At 68.7% G+C, this 22,364-nt stretch carries 17 protein-coding genes and 2 tRNA genes; 4 read left to right on the forward strand and 15 right to left on the reverse strand.

Translation table 11 applies throughout. The features are described 5' to 3' along the window. Positions 1-229: 229 nt before the first annotated feature. Together HNQ70_RS03040 and otsB are read left to right on the forward strand one after the other, a co-directional pair. Entirely contained in the window at positions 230-2,467 is a 2,238-nt protein-coding gene (locus HNQ70_RS03040; RefSeq protein WP_183964088.1) for an alpha,alpha-trehalose-phosphate synthase (UDP-forming), read from the forward strand. A 1-nt stretch (position 2,468) separates the two neighbouring features. Then, positions 2,469-3,245 carry a trehalose-phosphatase gene (gene otsB, locus HNQ70_RS03045; RefSeq protein ID WP_183964090.1) on the forward strand — a complete coding sequence of 259 codons (777 nt, stop codon included), beginning with the start codon at positions 2,469-2,471 and terminating at the stop codon, positions 3,243-3,245. Here otsB and HNQ70_RS03050 read toward each other — a convergent pair. The 13 genes from HNQ70_RS03050 to HNQ70_RS03110 form a co-directional block, all read right to left on the reverse strand. After that, complete coding sequence (locus HNQ70_RS03050) at positions 3,235-3,819, reverse strand: YceI family protein (protein ID WP_183964092.1); 585 nt, start codon at positions 3,817-3,819, stop codon at positions 3,235-3,237. The genes otsB and HNQ70_RS03050 overlap by 11 nt on opposite strands. A gap of 54 nt (positions 3,820-3,873) precedes the next feature. Beyond that, complete coding sequence (locus HNQ70_RS03055) at positions 3,874-5,442, reverse strand: ABC transporter substrate-binding protein (RefSeq protein WP_183964094.1); 1,569 nt, start codon at positions 5,440-5,442, stop codon at positions 3,874-3,876. A 19-nt stretch (positions 5,443-5,461) separates the two neighbouring features. Continuing rightward, positions 5,462-6,832: a GGDEF domain-containing protein gene (locus HNQ70_RS03060; protein ID WP_183964096.1), complete on the reverse strand. Its 1,371-nt coding sequence runs from the start codon at positions 6,830-6,832 to the stop codon at positions 5,462-5,464. 233 nt (positions 6,833-7,065) lie between these two features. After that, a tRNA-Pro gene (locus HNQ70_RS03065) sits at positions 7,066-7,142 on the reverse strand. Positions 7,143-7,205: 63 nt separating this feature from the next. Continuing rightward, complete coding sequence (locus tag HNQ70_RS03070; protein WP_183964099.1) at positions 7,206-7,655, reverse strand: MerR family transcriptional regulator; 450 nt, start codon at positions 7,653-7,655, stop codon at positions 7,206-7,208. A gap of 64 nt (positions 7,656-7,719) precedes the next feature. Continuing rightward, positions 7,720-8,082 (reverse strand): integration host factor subunit alpha, encoded by a 363-nt coding sequence (locus tag HNQ70_RS03075; RefSeq protein WP_246434565.1) that lies wholly within the window; start codon positions 8,080-8,082, stop codon positions 7,720-7,722. Positions 8,083-8,119: 37 nt separating this feature from the next. Next, entirely contained in the window at positions 8,120-10,525 is a 2,406-nt protein-coding gene (gene pheT, locus HNQ70_RS03080) for a phenylalanine--tRNA ligase subunit beta (protein WP_183964101.1), read from the reverse strand. An 85-nt stretch (positions 10,526-10,610) separates the two neighbouring features. Beyond that, the gene (pheS, locus tag HNQ70_RS03085) at positions 10,611-11,630 is read right to left on the reverse strand and encodes a phenylalanine--tRNA ligase subunit alpha (RefSeq protein WP_183964103.1); all 1,020 of its coding nucleotides are present in this window, start codon (positions 11,628-11,630) and stop codon (positions 10,611-10,613) included. A gap of 112 nt (positions 11,631-11,742) precedes the next feature. Next, positions 11,743-12,105 carry a 50S ribosomal protein L20 gene (rplT, locus tag HNQ70_RS03090; RefSeq protein ID WP_183964105.1) on the reverse strand — a complete coding sequence of 121 codons (363 nt, stop codon included), beginning with the start codon at positions 12,103-12,105 and terminating at the stop codon, positions 11,743-11,745. A 12-nt stretch (positions 12,106-12,117) separates the two neighbouring features. Next, on the reverse strand, positions 12,118-12,315 hold the full coding sequence (rpmI, locus tag HNQ70_RS03095) for a 50S ribosomal protein L35 (RefSeq protein WP_183964108.1): 198 nt from the start codon (positions 12,313-12,315) through the stop codon (positions 12,118-12,120). A gap of 126 nt (positions 12,316-12,441) precedes the next feature. Further along, positions 12,442-12,990, reverse strand: a complete 549-nt coding sequence (gene infC / locus HNQ70_RS03100) for a translation initiation factor IF-3 (protein WP_221302628.1) — start codon at positions 12,988-12,990, stop codon at positions 12,442-12,444. Positions 12,991-13,009: 19 nt separating this feature from the next. Beyond that, positions 13,010-14,968: a threonine--tRNA ligase gene (gene thrS, locus HNQ70_RS03105; protein ID WP_183964110.1), complete on the reverse strand. Its 1,959-nt coding sequence runs from the start codon at positions 14,966-14,968 to the stop codon at positions 13,010-13,012. A gap of 338 nt (positions 14,969-15,306) precedes the next feature. Next, positions 15,307-15,383: transfer RNA gene (locus tag HNQ70_RS03110), tRNA-Val, on the reverse strand. Positions 15,384-15,617: 234 nt separating this feature from the next. On the opposite strand from HNQ70_RS03110, the gene HNQ70_RS03115 reads away from it, so the two are divergent. Beyond that, entirely contained in the window at positions 15,618-16,892 is a 1,275-nt protein-coding gene (locus HNQ70_RS03115) for an NAD(P)/FAD-dependent oxidoreductase (protein ID WP_183964112.1), read from the forward strand. Here HNQ70_RS03115 and HNQ70_RS03120 read toward each other — a convergent pair. Further along, positions 16,882-18,468: an ABC transporter permease gene (locus tag HNQ70_RS03120; protein ID WP_183964114.1), complete on the reverse strand. Its 1,587-nt coding sequence runs from the start codon at positions 18,466-18,468 to the stop codon at positions 16,882-16,884. The two genes, HNQ70_RS03115 and HNQ70_RS03120, sit on opposite strands and share 11 nt — an antisense overlap. 10 nt (positions 18,469-18,478) lie before the next feature. On the opposite strand from HNQ70_RS03120, the gene HNQ70_RS03125 reads away from it, so the two are divergent. Next, the gene (locus HNQ70_RS03125) at positions 18,479-19,816 is read left to right on the forward strand and encodes an ABC transporter ATP-binding protein (protein ID WP_246434567.1); all 1,338 of its coding nucleotides are present in this window, start codon (positions 18,479-18,481) and stop codon (positions 19,814-19,816) included. 33 nt (positions 19,817-19,849) lie between these two features. On the opposite strand, the gene HNQ70_RS03130 is transcribed toward HNQ70_RS03125, so the two are convergent. After that, positions 19,850-22,240 carry a DUF1631 family protein gene (locus tag HNQ70_RS03130; protein WP_183964116.1) on the reverse strand — a complete coding sequence of 797 codons (2,391 nt, stop codon included), beginning with the start codon at positions 22,238-22,240 and terminating at the stop codon, positions 19,850-19,852. Between the last annotated feature and the right edge of the window lie 124 nt (positions 22,241-22,364).

Here is a 22,364-nt window from a genome sequence, read left to right on the forward strand (position 1 = left end):
CCATCCCCGCTGCCGGGGCGGTCATGCGACGGTGGCTGTTTCCGGTCCGTGGGCGTCTCCGGCACGGGACGGGGCTATACTCGAAACACCCTGCCGGCGGCCAGTCCCGCTGGGTCCGGACCCTCGGCGCCGAGTTTACTTCAGGTCGCTGCAGCGCCCTGCTGCACGCATCCCGGCCTGTCTGCGTGGCGTGTCAAGCCCATCGGCGCGATGCAACCGCGACCCGACGATGAGAACCACACTCAGGCTCCAGCTCCGCTTCCTCCTGCCGCTCGCACTGGTGCTGGTTGCGGCCGCCTACCTGACGCTGCCCCTGGTCGACCGGCTGACTGTCCGGTGGTTCGCCCGCGACCTCGACCTTCGGGGCGACCTGATCGCCAACGCCCTCTCCGATCCGCTCGAGAATGCCCTGGCCACTGGTGACACGGCCAGCGTCGATGCCCTCTTCGAGCGTACTGTCCTCGATGAGCGCCTCCTGGCGCTGGGACTGTGTCCGCCGGACAACCGGCTGTCGCAGCCCACCCGCGCCTTTCCGGCCGAACTGGATTGCGCGCAGGCGGCGCGCCTCGGCGAGGCCAGGAGGCCGTTGTTCAAAGCCGCCACAGGCGCGGTGCACGTCCGGGTCCAGCCCCTGCGTAGCGCCGCTCCACAGGCCCCGCGCCTGCTCCTGGTTCACGACTTCAGCTTCGTCGAGCATCGCAGCAAAGACACCCGAGGCTACCTGCTGGTGCTGATCGTTGCGATGGGCGCTGCGATGGCGCTGATCACCGTGGTGGTGGCGCAGCTGAGCTGGCGGGGATGGGTTGCGGGCGCACGGGCGGTGCTGCGCGGCGAGGGGCTGCTGCGGCCGCTCTCGCCGCCGCCCCCGGAGTTCGCGCCGATCGCCGTCGAGTTGCGCGCGCGGTTGCGCGGCCTCGAGGACGAGTACCGTCGGGCGCGCGGGCCGGAAAGTGCCTGGAACGCGGAGCGCCTGCGTCGACTGCTGGCCACCGAGCTTCACGACCAGGAGATCATCGTCGTATCCAACCGCGAGCCCTACCTGCACGAGCGGGACGGTGATCGAATCGTGGTGCGGCGCCCCGCCAGCGGACTGGTCACCGCCATCGAACCGGTAATGCGCGCCTGCTCCGGAACGTGGATCGCGCACGGCAGCGGCAGCGCGGACCGCGAGTCGGTGGATGACCACGATCGGGTAAGGGTGCCGCCCGGCGAGGAGGACTACACGCTGCGCCGCCTCTGGCTCACCGAGGACGAGGAGCAGGGCTACTACTATGGCTTCGCCAACGAAGGCGTCTGGCCGCTGTGCCACGCGGCGCACGTGCGCCCGGTGTTCCGCGAGTCCGACTGGCGCCGCTACCGGGCGGTGAACCGCCGCTTCGCCGAGGCGGTGGTGGTCGAGGCGCGCAGCGAGGACCCGGTGGTGCTGATGCAGGACTATCACTTCGCGCTGCTGCCGGCCATGCTGCGCGAGCTGCTTCCGCGCGCCACCATCATCACCTTCTGGCATATCCCCTGGCCGAGCCCAGAGTCCTTCGGCATCTGCCCCTGGAGCCAGGAACTGCTGCGCGGCATGCTCGGCAGCACCATCCTGGGCTTCCACACGAAGCACCACTGCCGCAATTTCATGGAGACGGTCGACCGCCAGCTCGAGGCCCGCATCGAACATGAGCACGACACGATCAGCCACGAGGGCAAGGAGACGCTGATCGAGAGCTATCCGATCTCGATCGAATGGCCCTCCCCCGAGGTCTGCGCCGCCTGGCCGGCGGCGAAGCTCTGCCGGGAGCGCGTCTTCGCGCGCTTCGGGCTCCGCTCCGACGCCCGGCTCGCCGCCGGCGTGGACCGCTTCGACTACACCAAGGGCATCCTCGAGCGACTGCATGCGGTCGAGCGCATGCTGGAGAAGTACCCGGAATGGACCGGGCGCTTCGGCTTCGTGCAGATCGCCGCGCCGACGCGCTCGGCGCTCGAGGAGTACCGCGCCTTCCAGGCGCGCATCGAGTCGGTCACCGAACGGATCAACACACGCTTCGGGCGCGAGGACTACCGCCCGGTGCACCTGGTGGCCGAGCATCACGACCAGGACGCACTCATCGAGCTGTACCGCGCCGCCGACGCCTGCGTGGTCACCAGCCTGCACGACGGCATGAACCTCGTGAGCAAGGAGTTCGTGGCCGCGCGCGACGACGAGCGCGGCGTGCTGGTGCTCAGCCGCTATGCAGGTGCAGCACGCGAAATGACCGAAGCCCTCATCGTGAACCCGTATCACGTCGAGGAGACGGCCGACGCGCTGCAACGGGCGATCACCATGCCCGCCGAAGAGCAGCGGGTCCGGATGGCAAGCCTGCGCGACACGGTCCGCGAATACAACGTCTATCGCTGGGCCGGCCGGATGCTGAGCGACGCCGCGCGGGTGCGCGTGCGCGAGCGCATTGCCGACCGGGTCGCGCAGTCGAGGGAGCCCTGAGATGCGGCACGCACTCTCCGAGGAAGCATTGCTGGACCTGGCGCAGACGATGCGGGGGCTGCCGCTGCTGGCCTTCGACTTCGACGGCACCCTGGCGGAGATCGTCGCGCTTCCCGGCGATGCGCGGATCGACCCCGCACTGGCGGCCATCCTCGAGCGCCTTGCACAGCGGTTGCCCGTGGCGATCGTCACCGGGCGCTCGGTCGGCGACGTGGCTCCGCGACTGGGCTTCGAGCCCGCCTACATCATCGGCAACCACGGCGCAGAGGATCCGGCGGGAGAGCTGCCCTCCGGAACCCTCGCCCACCTCGACCGCTTGCGCGATCGGCTGCGCGCTTCCGCCGGGTCCTGGCACTCCGCCGGCGTGAGCCTCGAGGACAAGCGACATTCGCTGGCATTGCACTACCGGCGCGCGCCGGACCGAGAGGCCGCACGCCGCGTAGCCGAGGAGCTGATATCAGACCTGCCCGAGGGCCTGCGCAGCTTCGGAGGCAAGTGCGTGGTGAACGTCGTGCCCCGCGACGCCCCGGACAAGGGGCGCGCCGTGCTCGCGCTGATGCGCCGGGCGCAGGCGGACGCGGTGGTCTACGTCGGCGACGACGTCAACGACGAAGCGGTGTTCGAACGCGCACAGGCCGGCTGGTTCACCGTGCGCGTGGGGCGAGACGATCCGCACTCGGCTGCCATGTATGCACTGGACGGACACGGGGAGGTCGCCGAGCTGCTCAGTGCGGCGCTGCAGCTGGCCGTCGAGGCGAGCGGCGACCCTACTGCCTGACCGCCTCGATCTGGATCAGCAGCCGCACCGCGTCGGGCACGCCCATGTCGATTCCCCAGTTCATCCCCCACTGGCTGCGCCGGATCGTGGTCTCGAAGTCGCCGCCGCAGATCCTCGCCTTGAGCATCGGATTGTCGTAGCAGTTGAAGCGCTGCGCCTCCAGCGTGACCGGCACGGCCTTGCCGAGCATCGTCAGCGTGCCCGCCACCGAGCGCACGCGTTCCCCGTCGAAGGTGAACTGGTTGCCGACGAACACCGCCTGCCGCGCGCGCCCGACATCGAGAAAGTCCGGGCTCTTCAGATGCTGGTCGAAGTCCGGAATTCCGGAGCTGACCGACGCGGTATCGATCCTGATGACAGCCTCCCCGGTGCGCGCCACCGGGTCGATCAGCACATGGCCTTCCGTGCGGTCGAAGCGCGCGCGCACCGTCGAGGTTCCGAAGTGCAGCACCTCGAAATTCACGAAGGTGTGCATGGGATCGAGCACATAGCGCCCGGGTGCCGAGGATACGGCTCCGGCGGCCAGGAGCGTGGCCGCAGCGGCGAATGCAGCATTGACGGCACGATGGGTCATGGGTGCTCCTTTGAAGGGTTCACGGAATCACGGCAAGTCGCCGCCGCGACTTGGCTACTGCCGGCTGGCGGGCGCAGACCACCGGATGTCCTCGAGAACGAAGGAGGGAATCCTGCTCCTCTCCCACAGTCCTTCGAGATCGCGATGCATCAGGTTCTGCTCGGGACGCATGAACAGGAACACGTTGACTGCGTCCTCGGTGACCCGGCGCTGCGCCTCGCCGAGCCAGCGGTGAATTTCTTCGTCGCTGCGCGCACTCCGGACCTTGCGCCAGATGTCCTTGAACGCGGCGTTGTCATAGGCGAAGTAGTAATCGTCGCGTGCATAGATGTCCAGGTCCATCGGCTCGACGTGCATGATCAGGGTCAGGGCGTAGCGGCGCCCGCCGAACACCTCCTTCATCCAGCGCGTCCAGTCGTACTCGACCAGCTCCACGCGGAAGCCGACCGCTTCGAGGTCCGAAGCGATCATCAGTCCGCCGTAGCGGCCATAGTCGGTCGGCGGCACCACCAGTTCCACCTCGAAGCCGCGCGGCACCCTGGCCTCGTCGAGCAGTTGCCGTGCGCGGCGCGGGTCATGCGGATAGCGGTGCACGAGGTCGACGTAGGCAGGATGCGATGGCGGGAAATGGCTGCCGATCAGTGCCGGGGAGAATTGCGGTCCGTACAGCGTTCGCACCCGCTCGCGATCGATCGCATGCGACAGCGCCCGGCGCACGCGCAGGTCATCGAAGGGCGGCCGGCCGTTGTTGATCGCGAGGATCATCTTGCTCTCGAGCCTGCGCGCGCTCAGCCGGTAGTCGGGCCGGATCATGAAGCGCTCGCCGAGCCGGGTGACGCTGAGCAGCCCGTCGACCAGTCCTTCCGACAGCATGTTCGCGGTCTCGGACGTCGTGTGCATGAAGACGAACTCGGCGCGCGCCAGCGCGGGGCTCCGGCCCCAGTAGCTCGCGTTGCGGACCAGCCGCACCAGGCTGCCCGGGATCCAGGCATCGAATCGGAACGGGCCTGTGCCCACCGGGCGCTGGGCATTGCCTGAGGCGCTGTCGGGATGGATCATCACCGCGGCGGGCAGCGCGAGCGCGAACGGCAGCAGCGCATCGGGATCCGAAAGCCTGATACGCAGCTGGTACGGCGAATCGACCTCGATCGCGCGGATCTTCGCGAACCAGGCCTTCTGGGGATTGGCCGAACCGGGTGCAACGATCCGCCGCAGGCTCGATGCCGCGCTATGCGCGTCGAACACCTTGCCATCGTGGTAACGGACGTTCCTGCGCAGGCGGAACAGGTAGCTCAGACCGTCCTCCGAACGGACCCAGTCGATCGCGAGCCGAGGCTGCAGCCGGCCCTCGCCGTCGATGACGGTCAGTCCCTCCAGGACGTTCGCGTAGACGATCTCCCCGGCCGAGGCCGACGACGTCATCGTCGGATCGAGCACCGGCGGCTCGAGCTGCACGCCGACGCGCAGATCGTCGCGCACGGCCAGGGCCGGCGCGACCGCGAACAGCATGACGAGCGCAAGCAGCAGCGCTCCGAGTTGGCGCGAGGTACGCGAGGTACGCGAAGGACGCGAGGAACGCGAGGAACGCGCACCGACACCGACGCGGCAGGCGATCCCGTTCATTCAAGACTCCGAGGGCAGATCATGATTCCGCGGTGGCGAGCCGCACCAGGTTGCGCCCATCCGCTTTTGCCGCGTACAAGGAGGCATCGGCCCGCCGCATCGCCTGCTGGATCAGCTGCTCGAGCTGCTCGGGGTCGTCGAGCGCGTCGCCGCGCGGCACCGGGATCACGGTCAGCCCGATGCTGACCGTCAGCGACAGCGGGCGCCCCGCGCCAAGCATCATCGGCGCGCCTTCGATGCGCGCGCGCAAGGCGTCGCAGACGCGTTGCGCGTCGTCCAGCGTTCGGACTGGCAGCAACGCGACGAACTCCTCGCCGCCGAAGCGCGCCAGGATGTCGTCGGCCCGCAATCCGGAGGACGCATGTGCGGCGACATGGACCAGCGCCCGGTCCCCGACCTCATGCCCATGCGTGTCGTTGACCCGCTTGAAGTGATCCACGTCGACGATCGCCAGGCACAGCGGCTGGGCGCCGCGCGCGAGCAGCCGCTGAGCGGCGGCGGCGAAGTGACGCCGGTTGGCCAGGCCAGTCAGCGGGTCATGCTCGGCAAGGAAGGCGAGTTCCTCGTGCGCCTTCTGCATCCGCGCCTCCTGCGCCTGGATGCGCTCGACGTAGCCGCGCATCGTCTCGGCGAGCTCGACGATCTCGTCCCTGCCGACCACGCGCAGGTCCTGCGGATCGACGTCGCCGCGCGACAGCGCCTGGCGCATGCGCTGGATCCGGCGCACGACGTGAACTTCGAAGTACAGCCCGGACAGGATCACCGCCGCCAGCAGCAGCGCCGCAAACACTGCGAGGTTGCGTCGCTGCAAGGCCGCATCCTCCTGCAGTCGCCTGCCCTGGGCGCTCAGCTCGCTGCGAACGCTGGCCGCGTCATAGCCCATCAGCACCGAGAGCGTCCCCGCGATCTCGCGGTTCTCGAGCGACCGCTGCCGGATCGCCGCGAGGTCGGCCGCGTCGGCGGCGCCATCGATCCGCCTGCGCAACAGGCGGTCGAGCTCGGCGACGTTGTCCTCCAACTGGCGTCCAGCGCCCCTCACCTTCGCCACGAACTCCGCGTCCGTCGAGCCGGACAGCAGCGGCTCGGTCAGTTTGCCGATCCAGCGGAACCGGTCGGTCAGCTCGACCAGCGCCGCACGCCGGTCGCCGTGGTTCTCCGACTGCACCAGGATCAGGCCGAGCGACACCAGCGACTCGGTCTGCTGCGCCAGCCGCACCGAACTCATCAGGCGCTCGAGGTCGCTTCGCGTCAGCCGCTCGACCTGGTCGTGCAGGCGTCCGAAGGCCTGCCCGATCAGCAGCAGGATGCAGAACGCCATGAGCGCCACCAGCGAGGTGATGACGACGGTCCTGGCGGTCAGGCCGGACAGGCGGCGGCGCGCTCTACTCATCCGTGGGCTGATCCGTGGGGACGCGGGTTTAGACGAAGACCGGAGGCGCGGTTTGAACGCGGAGAACGAAGCTCGCGTCGTGCGCCAGGAGACCGGCGGTCCAGGACCAGCACTATAAGGGCGCAGACAATGAGCCCGATCCGCCTGCGCATGCAGCGCGCGGCAATTCCGGAACGCGCTCCGGAAATGAACAAGGGGTTGGCCCCTTGTGAGAGCCAACCCCTTGATTTTACTGGTCGGGACGGAGTGATTCGAACACTCGACCCCTTGCACCCCATGCAAGTGCGCTACCAGGCTGCGCTACGCCCCGAAGCAAAAAATTATAGCAGGTTTTCTCGCAGGAATCTTTCCTCCGCGTGCCGGGCGTGAACCGTCAGGCGCGCTGCGCTTCCGACGCGCCGCCAGCCCCGCCCTGCGCGTCCCCGTCCGGCGCCAGCAGTTCGAGCGCCTCGACGAGCGCGCGCCGGATGTCCTCGACTTCGTGCTCGGTCACCTCGTAGGTGACCGGGAGCGGCTCGGCGAGGACGGTGGCGGCGTCGCGGCCCTTGCCGAGCACCTCGCCCAGCCGGTTGCGCGCACCGCTGATCGTGAAGCCCTGCTCGTAGAGAAGCTCTCGGATGCGGCGCACCAGCAGCACCTCGTGGTGCTGGTAGTAGCGACGATTGCCGCGCCGCTTCATCGGGCGCAGCTGCGTGAACTCCTGCTCCCAATAGCGGAGCACATGGGGCTTCACGCCGCAGAGCTCGCTGACCTCGCCGATCGTGAAGTAGCGCTTGGCCGGTATCGGCGGCAGGACGATCTTGGCGTCGGGTTTGGGCTGCATGGGAACTGGAGGCTTTCCTGTGAAATGCGCCCGGCAGGCCGAACGCGGGAAGCGCGAGCGCGGCTCAGGCCGTCTCGCCCTCGATCTGGTTCTTCAGCTTCTGGCTGGCATGGAAGGTCACGACTCGGCGCGCGGAGATGGGAATTTCCTCGCCCGTCTTGGGATTGCGCCCCGGACGCTGCGGCTTGTCGCGCAACTGGAAATTGCCGAAGCCCGAGAGCTTGACGCTCTCGCCGCGCTCAAGGGCGCCGCGAATCTCGTCGAAGAAGGTCTCGACCATGTCCTTGGCCTCCCGCTTGTTCAGGCCGACGCGCTCGAACAGCATCTCGGCGAGCTCGGCCTTGGTCAGCGTGAACGGCTCCTCCGCAATCTCGGCCTCGGTCAGCGGCGCCCTGGACGGGCCGGATTCGAGCGGGAGAAAGGTCATGGGCTGGCCAGGTGCGGTCATGTCCGGGGCGGGCTTGTCAGGCACCGGAGCGCAGCCGTGCGCCGAGGCTGCGGCCCACCCGGTCGACGATCGCTGCGATCAGGTCGTTGACTTCGGCATCGTTCAGGGTGCGCTGAGTATCTTGCATCCACAAACGGATGGCAAGGCTTTTTTCCTTATTTTCCAATCCCTTACCGCGATATTCGTCGAACAGGATGACGTTCCTGAGCAGCCCTCCGGAGGCGCATTCGACGCGCGCGGCTTCCACTTCGTCGAGCAGGCGCTGGGCCGGGATCGACTGGTCGACGACCAGCGCGAGGTCGCGCACCACCGGCGGGAACTTCGACACTGGCTCGAAGGACGGGACCGGCCGCGAGACCAGCGCGTCCATCTCGACTTCGAACAGCACCGGCGCCTGCGGCAGCTCGAGCGCCTGCTGCACCGCCGGGTGCAGGGTTCCGAGCCAGCCCACCGGGCGGCCGTCGAGCGTCAGGCGCGCACTGCGCCCCGGATGCAGCGCCGGATGCTCGGCACGCTCCCAGCGCGGCGCCAGGCTGCCGAACAGCGCCAGGACGTCCGCCTTGACGTCGAAGAAATCGACCGCGCGGGCCGGCATCCCCCACTGCTCGTCGGCCGCCGGACCGTAGGCGATTCCGCCGAGCATCTCGGGCTGGCGTACTCCGTTGACCGCCAGCGGCCCCGGCTGCACCGATGGGTCGGCAGCGAACACCCTGCCCGCCTCGAACAGACGCACGCGCGTGGCGCGGCGGTTGAGGTTGGCGCGCAGGGTCTCGATGAGGCCGCCCCACAGCGTGGTGCGCATCACGTCCATCTGCGCGGCGATCGGGTTCAGCAGGCGGATCGGCTCGTGCGTGCCCAGCATGCGGTCGAGCTCCGAGCCGACGAAGCTGTAGCCGATCACTTCCTGGTAATCGCGGGCGGCGATCGCGCGGCGCACGGCGAAGCGGCTGCGGCGGGCTTCGGGCTGCGCAAGCATCGGCAGAGATGCCCGCGGCGGGCGCACCGGCAGGCGCTCGTAGCCCCACAGCCGCACCACCTCCTCGATCAGGTCCTCCTCGATCTGGAGGTCGAAGCGGTAGGACGGCGGAGTCACCACGAAGTGGTCGCCCTCGCGCCGCGCGGGCAGCTGCAGACGCTGGAAGGCCTGTGCGATCTCGGCCTCGGAGATCTCGATGCCGATCACCTTGCGCGCGCGGGCGATGCGCATCGACACCGGCTTGCGCTCGGGAAGCCCGGTGATCGTGTCGTCCACCGGCGCGGCCTGCCCGCCGCAGATCTCGAGGATCAGGCGCGACAGGTACTCCAGGTGATCCACGGTGCTCGCCGGATCGACCCCGCGCTCGAAACGCTGTGCCGCATCGGTGGAGAAGTTGTACCGGCGCGCACGGCCGGCGATCGCCGCCGGCCACCAGAAGGCCGCTTCGACGTAGATGGCGGTGGTGTCCAGCGACACCGCGGTGCTGGCGCCGCCCATGATTCCGGCCAGGCTCTCGACCTGACCGGATGCGTCGGCGATCACGCCCACCTGCGGGTCGAGCTCGATGACCTGCCCGTTCAGCAGCTCGAGCTGTTCGCCATCGCGGCCCCAGCGCACCTGCAGCCCGCCGGCGATCTTGTGCAGGTCGAAGATGTGCGAAGGCCGGCCCAGCTCGAGCATCACGTAGTTGGAGATGTCGACCAGCGCGGAGATGGGGCGCTGCCCTGCCCGCTCGAGGCGGCGCTTCATCCAGTCGGGCGTCGCCGCCCTGGCATCGACACCTCGGATCACGCGGCCGGAGAAGCGCCCGCACAGGTCGGGCGCCTCGATGCTCACGGGCAGCTTCTCGGCAAGCGTCACCGCCACCGGCGCGAACGAGGGCACCGAGAGCGCCGCGCCGCTGAGCGCAGCCACCTCGCGGGCGATGCCCTGCACCCCGAAGCAGTGCGCGAGATTGGGCGTGAGCTTCAGCAGGAAGACCTGGTCCTCGAGCTGCAGGTACTTGCGGATGTCGGCGCCCACCGGCGCATCTGCCGGCAGCAGCAGCAGGCCGCCGTGGTCCTCGGACAGGCCAAGCTCGCGCGCCGAGCACAGCATGCCGTTGCTGTCGACGCCACGCATCGTCACCGGCCTGATCGCGAAGCCCCCGGGCAGCACTGCGCCGGGCAGCGCGCACGGCACGCGCACGCCGGGCGCCACGTTGGGCGCGCCGCAGACGATCGACTGGACGCCGGAGCCGGTGTCCACCTCGCAGACGTTGAGCTTGTCGGCGTTCGGGTGCCGGGTCACCGACAGCACGTGCCCGACCACCACGCCGCTGAACGGCGGCGCCGCAGGAGTCACCTCCTCGACCTCGAGCCCGGCCATCGTCAGGCGCTCGGCCAGCTGTTCGGTGGACCACTCCGGGTTGCAGAAGCTGCGCAGCCAGCTCTCGGGAAACTTCATCGCTCGGTCTCGATTCGAAAGGTTCGTCCGGGGCGCCCGCGCACGCAGGCGCGGGCCGATGGCGGCGTCGCCGCCGAAGCGTCGGTCAGGGGTTGAACTGCGCGAGGAAGCGCAGGTCGTTCTCGTAGAAGAGGCGCAGATCGCCGACGCCGTAGCGCAGCATCGCGAGGCGCTCGACCCCCGAGCCAAAGGCGAAGCCGATGTAGCGCTCAGGGTCGAGCCCGTAGTTGCGCATCACGGTGGGGTGCACCTGTCCGGAACCCGACACCTCGAGCCAGCGCCCGGCCAGCGGGCCGGTATGGAAGCGCATGTCGATTTCGGCCGAGGGCTCGGTGAACGGGAAGTAGGACGGACGGAAGCGCACGTCGAGCTCGTCAGTTTCGAAGAACTTGCGCAGGAAGTCGGTGTAGACGCTCTTGAGGTCGGTGAAGCTGATGTCCTCGTCGACCCACAGCCCCTCGAACTGGTGGAACATCGGCGAGTGGGTCGCGTCCGAGTCCACGCGGTAGGTCTTGCCGGGGGCGATCACCTTGATCGGCGGCGCATGCATGCGCGCATAGCGGATCTGCACCGGGCTGGTGTGCGTGCGCAGCACCAGTCCCTGTCCCTGGGCGTCGGTGCCCTCGACGTAGAAGGTGTCGTGCATCGAGCGCGCCGGATGATTCTCCGGCGTGTTCAGCGCGGTGAAGTTGTAGAAATCCTCCTCGATCTCCGGGCCATCAGCGACGTCGAAGCCGATGGAACGGAAGATCGCCTCGATGCGCTCGATGGTCAGCGTGATCGGGTGCAATCCGCCGCGCCCGCTGCCGCGCCCCGGCAGCGTTACGTCGATCGCCTCCTGAGCGAGCCGGGCGTCGAGCTCGGCCTTGGCCAGCGCCGCCTCGCGCTCGTTCAGCAGCGCCTCGATCGCCTGCTTGGCCTGGTTGAGCTCCTTGCCCAGGCGCGCGCGTTCCTCGGGCGAGAGCTTGCCCAGCGTCTTCATCCGCTGGGTCAGCAGGCCCTCCTTGCCGAGGAAGCGCGCCTTGACGTTGGCCAGCGCGGCTGAATCGGCGGCTGCGATCGCGCTGCGCGCCTCGTCGACGATGTTCTGGAGGGATGCGTCCATCGGCTCGGATCCGGGGAGGGGTACGGTGAAATGAAAACGGGGCCACCAAGGCCCCGTCCGCTTCCGGCTGGCCGCGGCAGCCAGGCCGCCGCGGCAGTGTGCCGGAGTGTGCTCAGGCGGCGCCGAGCGAAGCCTTGACCTTGCCGACGATCGCGGCAAAGCCCGGCTTGTCATTGACGGCGAGCTCGGCCAGCACCTTGCGGTCCAGGCCGATCGCAGCCTTGTTCAGGCCGTTGATGAACACGCTGTACGTGATGCCGTGCTCACGCGCCGCGGCATTGATCCGGGCGATCCAGAGCGAGCGGAACACGCGCTTCTTGGTGCGGCGGTCGCGGTAGGCGTACTGGCCAGCGCGCATGACCGCCTGGACGGCGATGCGATAGACGTTGCCGCGGCGGCCGCGGTAACCCTTGGCCCGCTCGAGAACCTTCTTGTGACGCGCCCGCGCCGTTACTCCACGTTTGACTCTAGGCATTCAAGTTCTCCGTCAGGCGTACGGCAGCATCGAGCGAACGGACTCGACGTTGGTCGAATGGACCTCGGTCGTGCCGCGCAGCTGGCGCTTGTTCTTCGTGGTCTTCTTCGTGAGGATGTGACGCTTGAACGCCTGTCCCCGCTTGACGGTACCGCCTGCGCGCACGCGGAATCTCTTCGCTGCGCCTTTCTTGGTTTTCATCTTGGGCATGTGGGCCCTGCTCTTCCTTCTAATGCCTTGTCGGGTGTCCGGATCACCGCCCGGAACTTCAACGACCCGCTCGGCTTCTTTCGTCGGGGCAAGCCCCGCTCGAATCCAACAGCCTCCCCGGAAGAATCACTTCTTCTTCTTGGGGGAGACCACCATGATCATCTGCCTGCCTTCCAGCTTGGGCATCTGCTCGACCTGGCCGATCTCCTCGAGATCGTCCCGGACGCGCTCCAGCAGGCGATAACCGAATTCCTGGTGGGCCATCTCGCGGCCCCGGAAACGCAGCGTGATCTTCGCCTTGTCGCCTTCTTCGAGGAACCGGATCAGGTTGCGCAACTTGATCTGGTAGTCGCCTTCGTCGGTACCGGGCCGGAACTTGACTTCCTTGACCTGGATGATCTTCTGCTTCTGGCGTGCGTCATGGGCCCGCTTCTGCTCCTGATACTTGAACTTTCCATAGTCCATCAGGCGGCAGACCGGCGGCTGGGCAGTCGGCGCGATCTCGACGAGATCGACGTCGGCTTCCTCGGCCATGCGCATGGCGTCGCGATAAGTGACGACTCCGATCGGCTCGTTGTCGATGCCGACGAGGCGGACCTCTGAAGCGGTGATTTCACCGTTGAGGCGATGCGAACGTTCGGTAGCTATGCTGCGTTCTCCATTGGTTTGGTTCAGGGCAACGCCGCCCCAGGGTTCAGGCCTGCCTGGGCAGGGGCATGGCGCGCCTCGCGTCCACGTCCTGCGCGAGGCGCGCGGCGAACTCCTCCACCGTCATCACCCCGAGATCCAGACCGCCGCGCGCACGCACGGCAACCTTGCCCGCCTGCTTCTCCTTGTCGCCCACCACGAGGATGTACGGCAGCTTCTGCAGGCTCAACTCGCGGATTTTATAGTTGATCTTCTCGTTGCGCAAATCGGTCTGAACCCTAAACCCTTGTTTTCTCAGCGTTTGTGCAACGGATTGCGCATAGTCGGCCTGGGCGTCGGTGATGCAGGCCACCGCAGCCTGCACCGGCGCGAGCCACATGGGCATGGCGCCGGCGTGATTCTCGATCAGGATGCCGATGAAACGCTCGAGCGACCCGACGATTGCGCGATGGAGCATCACTGGCGTGCGCCGGGAGTTGTCCTCGGCGACGTACTCGGCGCCCAGGCGCTCCGCCATGTTGAAGTCGACCTGGATCGTGCCGCACTGCCATTGGCGGCCGAGGGCGTCCTTCAGCGTGTACTCGATCTTCGGGCCATAGAAGGCACCCTCGCCCGGCGACACGGTGAAGTCCAGGCCGGAACGGCGCAGCGACTCCATCAGCGCCTGCTCCGCCCTGCCCCACAACTCGTCGCTGCCCACGCGCTTGTCGGGGCGGGTGGCCACCTTGTAGAGGATGTCGGTGAAGCCGAAGTCGGTGTAGACCTGCTGCAGCTGCTCGGTGAAGGCGACGCACTCGTCGAGGATCTGGTCCTCGGTGCAGAACACGTGGCCGTCGTCCTGCGTGAAGCCGCGCACCCGCAGGATGCCGTGCAGCGCGCCGGAGGGCTCGTTGCGATGGCACTGCCCGAACTCCCCATAGCGCAGCGGCAGCTCTCGGTAGGAGCGCAGACCGGTCTTGAAGATCTGGACGTGACCGGGGCAGTTCATCGGCTTGAGCGCGTAGTGCCTGTTCTCCGACTCGGTCGTGAACATGTTCTCGCGATAGTTGTCCCAGTGGCCGGTGCGTTCCCAAAGGCTGCGGTCGAGGATCTGCGGACCCTTCACCTCCTGGTATCCGCTGTCGCGGTAGACGCCGCGCATGTACTGCTCGACCGCCTGCCAGATCGCCCAGCCCTTCGGATGCCAGAACACCAGCCCGGGCGCCTCGTCCTGCATGTGGAAGAGGTCGAGCTCGCGGCCCAGCCGGCGGTGGTCGCGCTTCTCCGCCTCTTCGAGCATGTGCAGGTAGGCATCCTGGTCCTTCTGGCTGATCCAGGCGGTGCCGTAGATGCGCTGGAGCATCTCGTTCTTCGAGTCACCACGCCAGTAGGCGCCGGCCAGCTTCATCAGCTTGAAGACCTTCAGGCGGCCGGTGGCCGGAACGTGCGGTCCGCGGCAGAGATCGATGAACCCGCCCTCGCGATACAGCGAGATGCGCTCGCCCGCGGGAATCGACCCGATGATCTCGGCCTTGTACTTCTCGCCGATGCCCTCGAAGAAACGCACCGCCTCGTCGCGGTCCCACTCCTCGCGCACCACCGGCTCGTCCCTGGCTGCGAGCTCGCGCATCTTCTCCTCGATGGCAGCGAGATCCTCGGGCGTGAACGGGCGCTTGTAGGAGAAGTCGTAGTAGAAGCCGTTGTCGATCACCGGGCCGATCGTGACCTGGGCGTCGGGGAACAGCGTCTTCACCGCGTAGGCCAGCAGGTGGGCAGTGGAGTGGCGGATGATCTCCAGCCCTTCGGAGTCGCGCTCGGTGACGATCGCGAGCTGCGCGTCGCGCGCGATCCGGTGGCTGGTGTCCACCAGCTCGCCGTCGACCCGGCCGGCGAGCGCTGCCTTGGCCAGCCCCGGCCCGATGGAGCGCGCCACCTCGGCCACCGTCACGGGACCGGGGAATTCGCGCACCGACCCGTCGGGAAGCGTGACCTTGACCGGTGCATCGACAACTGCGTTCTCGCCCATCTGCTGCATCCTCGGAGACCCGGCCTTGCGTGCGTGGCGCCGGCCGGCGGTGTGAACCCGATCACGATCGGATCACGATCGGATCACGGGACTGGAAAAACAAAAAGCGCGGCCGGGGCCGCGCTTTTCGATTGGGGACAAAAGGAAGCTCGACCTGGCGTCAGGACTCCGGCGACGGCTGAGTTCGCGGTGTCATAACCGACATGATCGACGGGCCCTTTCTCTCGCCCTCGCGGCGCCCAGGTCGTTGCCGCCCTGATGCCACGTTGTTGCCACACTGCTGCAGGTTCAGATCGGGAGAACCCGGTCCCGGGAAGCGCGAGGCTTCCCGGGGTATCTGGTAGGCGCGATTGGACTCGAACCAACGACCCCCACCATGTCAAGGTGGTGCTCTAACCAGCTGAGCTACGCGCCTGCAAACCGAGAATATAGCACATCTTTGCAGCCGGTTTTCAAGCCCCACTGCGAGTCACGACGATGGCCGAATGCCCCGGTCCGGCAGCATTGACGGCCCGCGCCGGCGGGCATAAGCTCGTGCGACAGGTATATCGCTTCATAACGATGTAGCGATTTGCACGCCTGGCGCCGATGCATCGGCCGACGCGACGCAGGGCGCCGTCACCCGCAAGGGCTCAAAGGAGCAGCACAGATGGCTCATATCGTGATTCTGGGCGCCGGACTCGGCGGAATGTCGATGGCCTACGAGATGAAGGCGATGGCGCGGCCCGATGACAAGGTCACCGTGATCTCGCGCGACGCGAGCTTTCATTTCGTGCCCTCGAATCCCTGGGTGGCGGTCGACTGGCGCAAGCGCAAGGACATCGAGATCGACCCCGCCGGTCCGCTTGCGCGCAAGGGCATCGACTTCATCGCCGTGGGCGCGAAGCGCGTGGACCCGGAAGGCAACCGCATCGTCCTCGAAGACGACCGGATCGTCGAGTACGACTACCTCGTGATCGCAACGGGACCGAAGCTCGCATTCGACGAGATCCCCGGCCTCGGTCCGCACGAAGGATTCACGCAGTCGATCTGCCACGTCGATCACGCCGAGACGGCCGAGCGGACCTGGCAGCGCTTCGTCGCCGATCCCGGCCCGATCGTCGTCGGCGCAGTACAGGGCGCATCGTGCTTCGGCCCCGCCTACGAGTTCGCAATGATCATGGAGACCGACCTGCGCCGCCGCAAGATCCGCGACCGCGTGCCGATGACCTTCGTGACCTCCGAGCCGTACGTGGGCCACCTGGGACTTGGCGGCGTCGGGGACTCGAAGGGCATGCTCGAATCGATCTTCCGCGAGCGCCATATCCGCTGGATCTGCAACGCCAAGGTCGACAGGGTCGAGGACGGCGTGATGCACGTGATCGAGCACGATGAGGACGGCAAGGAGAAGAAACGCCACGAGCTCCCCTTCAAGTATTCGATGATGCTGCCGGCCTTCAAGGGAATCGACGCCGTCTTCGGGATCGATGGGCTGACCAACCCGCGCGGCTTCATCACCATCGACGCGCACCAGCGCAACGCGAAATACCGCAACGTGTTCGCCATCGGCGTGTGCGTCGCGATTCCGCCGGTGGAGTCGACGCCGGTTCCAGTGGGCACGCCGAAGACCGGCTACATGATCGAGTCGATGGTCACCGCGACCGCGCACAACATCCGCGCGCTGCTCGACGGCGCCGAGCCGCGCGAGCGCGCCACCTGGAACGCGGTATGCCTTGCGGACTTCGGCGACACGGGAGCCGCCTTCGTCGCGCTGCCTCAGATCCCGCCGCGCAACGTCAACTGGTTCTCGCAGGGCAAGTGGGTGCACCTGGCCAAGATCGGCTTCGAGAAGTACTTCATGCACAAGATGCGCAACGGGACCACCGAGCCGGTCTACGAGCGCGTGGTGATGAAGGCCGTCGGGCTGGCGAAGCTCAAGCCCTAGGATCGGGGGCGATGGCGCGGCGCCCCGGACTGTCGCCTGCGGCGCTGCGCCCCGCGAACCGCGACAGCAGGAGCACCGGCAGCAGTCCTGCCAGGACCATCAGCAGCGAAGGCAGCGCGGCCTCGGCCAGGCGCTCGTCGGCAGCGAAGTGATAGGCGCTGACGGCCAGGGTGTCGAAATCGAAGGGGCGCAGCACCAGCGTGGCCGGGAGTTCCTTCAGGCAGTCGACCACCACCAGCAGTGCGGCGCCCGCCAGGCTGGGCCGCAGCAGCGGCCAGTGCACCTCGCGCAGCACCTCCACCGGCGTGAGCCCCAGGCTGCGCGCGCTGTTATCCATCGACGGGCTGATCCGCGCAAGCGCCGCCTCCATGCCCTGGTAGGCGATCGAGAAGAAGCGCACCCCATAGGCGTAGACCACCGCGACGATGGTCCCGCCGAGCAGCAGCATCCCGAGCATCCGGTCGATGCTGCCGATCCAGACCATCAGGCCGACGCCGATGACCACGCCCGGCATCGCGTACCCGGCGCAGGCAAGCGTCACCGCGAGGCCGACGAAGCGGTTGCGCACCAGGCGGGCGGCGTAGGCGGTGACCAGCGCAACGGGCAGGATCAACGCCGCGGCGATCGAGGCAAGCAGCACCGAGTTCAGCACCCACTCGAACATCCGCGGATCGGTCGGCGCGCCGGCCGAGAGCCAGGCACGCAGCAGCAGCAGCGTCGGCAGCACGAAGCCGAGCAGCACCGGCAGCGAGCAGAGCGCGAAGGCCTGCCAGCCCGCGGCGCCCTCGAGCCGCGTGCGGGGGGCCGGCTTGGCGCCGCGGGCGTAGAAGCGCATGCGCTGGCGCTGGCGGCGCTCCAGCAGCACCAGGAAACCGACCATGGCCAGCAGAACGAAGGCGAGGCGGGCCGCCGCGACCCGGTCGCCGAGGCCCTGCCAGGAGCGGTAGATGGCGGCAGTCAGCGTATCCACCCCGAAATAGGTGACGGTGCCGAAATCGGCCAGCGTCTCCATCAGCACCAGCGCGCAGCCAGCCGCCACCGCTGGACGCGCCACCGGCCAGGTCACCCGCCACCAGGCGAGGCGCCCGTGCATTCCCAGTGAGCGCGCCGCCTCGGCAAGCGAGGGGCTGCGCTCGGCAAAGGCATTGCGCGCCAGCATGTAGACGTAGGGATAGAGCGCGAGCCCGAGGACGAAGCCCGCACCGGGCAGCGAGCGGATGTCCGGGAACCAGTATTCGCGCACCGCCCAGCCGGTGATGCCGCGCAGCCAGGACTGGAACGGGCCGGAAGTGTCGAAGAAATCGGTGTAGGCGTAGGCAAGCACGAAGGCCGGCATCGACAGCGGGAGCACCAGCGCCCACGCCAGCCACCTGCGCCCCGGGAAGTCGTAGGCCGCCACCAGCCAGCCCGAACCGACGCCGACCACCAGCACCACTGCAAGCACCACCGCCGCCAGCATCAGCGTGCTGGCGATCGTCGAGGGCAGCACCGTGGCTGCGAGGTGCGCCAGGGTGTCCCAGCCTGCGGAGGGGGATGCGGCCAGCCAGAGCAGCACCACGATCGGCGCAGCCGCCATCAGCGCACCGATGCCGGCCAGCGTCGCGAGGGTGGTCGACGAGGCCCGCTCGATCGTCAGAAATGACGACTTCGGCGCCGGAACGGATGCGGTGGATTCGATGATGCGCTTCGGTAGAATGCGTCTGAACGCGAATTATATGCATTCATCCCCCACTCCCAGTTCCGACGATCCGCAGCGCGGCGCAGCCGTCCAGAGCCCCCCGCAGGGCGATGCAGCGCCCGGTGCGCCCGCTCCGGGGCCCGCACTCGAGGTCCGGGACCTCGCCGTGGCCTTCGACGGCCCAGCCGGCCGGACCCGCGTCATCGAAGGTCTGCGCTTCGAACTGAAACGCGGCCAGATCGGGTGCCTGCTGGGGCCCTCTGGCTGCGGCAAGACCACTGCGCTGCGCACCATCGCCGGTTTCGTGCGGCCGGATGCGGGCGAGGTGCTCATCGACGGCAAGGTGATCGCGTCGCCGCGGGAGTGGGTGGAACCGGAGCACCGGGGCGTGGGCGTGGTGTTCCAGGACTACGCGCTGTTCCCGCATCTCGACGTGGAGGCCAACGTCGGTTTCGGCCTGCGGCGGGTGTCCGCGGCGCAACGACGCGAGCGCGTGGCCAGGATGCTCGCGCTGGTGGGCATGGGCGACTATCGCAGCCGCTACCCGCATGAGCTCTCGGGAGGTCAGCAGCAGCGGGTGGCGCTGGCGCGGGCGCTGGCCCCGGGCCCTGCGCTGCTGCTGCTGGACGAACCCTTCTCCAACCTGGACCCCGACCTGCGCGAGCGGCTGGCGATGGAGCTCCGGGAGATCCTGAACGAGGCCCGCACCACTGCGCTGCTCGTCACCCACGACCAGAACGAGGCCTTCGCCATGGCCGACGTGGTCGGCGTGATGACCGCCGGCTCGATCGCGCAGTGGGACACGCCGTATCGCCTCTACCATCGCCCCTTGACCCGCGAGGTGGCGGACTTCGTCGGGCTCGGCTCCTTCCTGCAGGGCAGGCTGCGCGAGCGCGACGGCATCTCCAGCGTGGAGTTCGAGCTGGGCGTGCTGCCGATCCGTTCGCGCACCGACCAGGCGATCGCGAGCGCGAGCGCGGACGCGCACGGCGAGGTGGTGATCCTGCTGCGGCCGGACGACGTCATCCACGACGACCACAGCCCGCTGATGGCCGAGGTGGTGCGAAAGGCCTTCCGGGGCGCGCAGTTCCTCTACTCGCTGAGGCTGCCCAGCGGCGCGGAACTGCTGGCGCTGGTTCCAAGCCATCACAACCATGCGATCGGCGAGCACATCGGGATCCGCTTCGACGCGGACCATGTGGTCACCTTCCCGGCGCGCGAGCGCGCCAGGGCCGTCCGCGCCTAGAAACCCGGGCGGCAGAGCGCCGCGCAGGCGCTCCTAGAAGAGCCTCACCGCCCTGCCCTGCCGCACCCGCTCGAGCAGCTCGGCGGATCGCAGCGACAGCGCCCGCCGGTCCGGATGGCGAACCAGCAGCACCACGGTGCGCCGGGCGTTGATCCAGGCCACCTTCGCGTGCACCGGGGCGTCCCCGTCGCCGCTCAGGCGCAGCCAGTCGCCACGGCGCAGCGACGCCAGTGCCTGCTCCGCATCCTCGACGCGTTCCCGCGGCGCCTGCGGCAGGTCGCCCAGATCGAGCGAGGACAGCACCTCCAGCAGGCGGCCGCCGTCGGACTCGGCGCGGGCGCCCTCGGCAGCCGCGCCGTCGGCGTGCGCGCCCTCGCCCCGCGCGGCATCGGCGTCTGCTCCGATGCGCGCAGCGGCGTCCGGCACAAGCGCCCCCGCCGCGGTCGGCTTCGGCCCGGCCGGCATTCCCTGCATCGGATGCGCGCCCCCGTCCTCCCCGGCCGCGGTGACGGGCGCCCCGGTCATCGTGTCGCCCCGGATCCGGGTGCGGCGACCGCCGCGGGTACGTGGAGCTTCGCCCGTCCGGGTGTCGCCGCTTCGGCGCCGCCGCTGCATCTTGCGCAGATGGATCAGGAACAGCTCGTCGAAGAAGGGCTTGAACTCGTCGTCGCGCGCACCGATCGCACGCAGACCCTGCGCCAGCAGTCGGATCAGCGGCGGGATCTTCTGCGCGAGCTGGCTGCGGCTCTGCCTCTCCTTGCCCTCGTCGAGGCTCCAGAGCAGATCGTCGACCACCTGCAGCGACACCGTGTACTCGGAGCTCTCCTCGCCGTCGCGCAGGATCGCGGTGCGCAGGTGGCGCAGCCAGACGTTCAGCACGAAGTCGCGCACCGACTCCGGCACCTCGTGCCTGCCCAGCCGCTCGGCGAGCAGCGACGAAAGGCGCTCGGTCACCTCCTGCTCCCGCGCCCGGTCCGGACGGTTCCGATAGTCGCGGCGATTGCGGCGCCCCGGCGTCTCCTCCAGGCTGGTGCGCTCCTGCACGACGCGCTCGATCAGCTGGGACACGTTGCGGGCGGCGCGCTCGTATTCCTGCTCCACCTGGCGCGCCATCACCGCCGAGCGTGTCTGCAGCGCGCCGGCCACGATCTCCACCGCCCGCACCACGGTGTCGAGCCGCCGGTAAAGCTCGCTGCCCCGCGCCAGATCGTCGGCGAAGGCGTTGACGATGGCGCCGACGTTCTCGACGAGCCTGCGCAGCGAGCGGGGCTCGTCGCCCAGGTACGCGGGATCGAGAAGCGACAGCGCCACCGACGGCTGCTGCAGCCGCCAGACCAGCGGCTTTGCCGCTTCCGGGATCCGCTGGTCATCGATGACGTAGTCGAACATCGCGGCGACCAGGTCGACCACCGCGGTCTGGGCGGGCGGAACCCCCGCCCCGTGAAGCCGCGCGCGGGCCTTGCCGAAGAACGCGGCGCGCGCCTCCCGGCTGTAGGGCACCACCCCGATCGAGTGGGCGAAGGCGAGCGCATCGCGCTCGATTTCGACCACCGGCTGCAGCGTGGGGACGACCGAGAGTTTCGGGCGTGCCGAGGGCGCAGCGAACGGCGAGCTGCCGAGCATGGCCGCGGTCCTGGCCGCCTGCTCGGTCGCCAGCAGCTGGTGCGGGGGGTCCCCGACGGACTGAGCGTCCGGCGCAGCGGGCAGGGAGCCGCCGCCACGTGCCGCGTCGTGCGTCTGCACCGGAGCCGGCGACGCGCTTGCTTCGGCGCCGGCCTTCTGCTCGGCGCCCGCCAGCGGCGCCTCGATACCGCGCGACCGCAGCCAGCGGTCCGTCTCTTCGACGACACCGACCAGCGCTGGCGGCAGGTGCGCGGCGAGCGCAGTGCGCATGCCGGCTGCGACAGCCCCGGCTTCGCCGAGCCCGACAAAGGCCGCCTGAGCCGCCGCCGCCAGCGTGCGCGCGCCGAGGGGATTAACCTCGTCGTCCTCCCACAGACCTTGCCTGAGCGCCCGGGTGCGCGCCGCGTATCCGAGGTAATCGTCCGCGCCGAGCTGGCGGACCGCGCGGGCAAGCTCGGCGGCGAGGATCTGCACGCGCAGCTCCTCCTCCTCGATCAGCTCCAGCGCCGCACCTTCGTCGCCTGCCCGCTCGAGCGACTCGATGCACCTGCGCGCACGCTCGCGCAGCATCCGGGAGGCTGCCTGGATCCGCGCGCGCGCCTCGATGCGCAGCATCGCGGCGACCGCATAGAGCGACTGGCGCCCCGCATGGTCACGCTCCAGCTCGCCGAGACGCTCCAGCTCCGCGGCCACGGACGGAATCGCAGCCCGGAGCGCGCGCGCGAACGCCGCCTCCAGGCTGGCGAGTGCCTGGTGGAGCAGCGCGTTGCGATCTGCGGGCGTTTCCGCTGGTGTAGTCATTCCCGGCCATCCATCTTGACCGGGCGATGCTAAGCGATCCGGGGAACGGCTGATGTGACCGTTTGCCCGTCGGAGCGACCGGCACGCCGACCCAGAGGATCCGGAATCCGCCCCGGAGGGCGCA

Source organism: Quisquiliibacterium transsilvanicum (genome assembly GCF_014202215.1).
GTDB lineage: Bacteria > Pseudomonadota > Gammaproteobacteria > Burkholderiales > Burkholderiaceae_E > Quisquiliibacterium > Quisquiliibacterium transsilvanicum.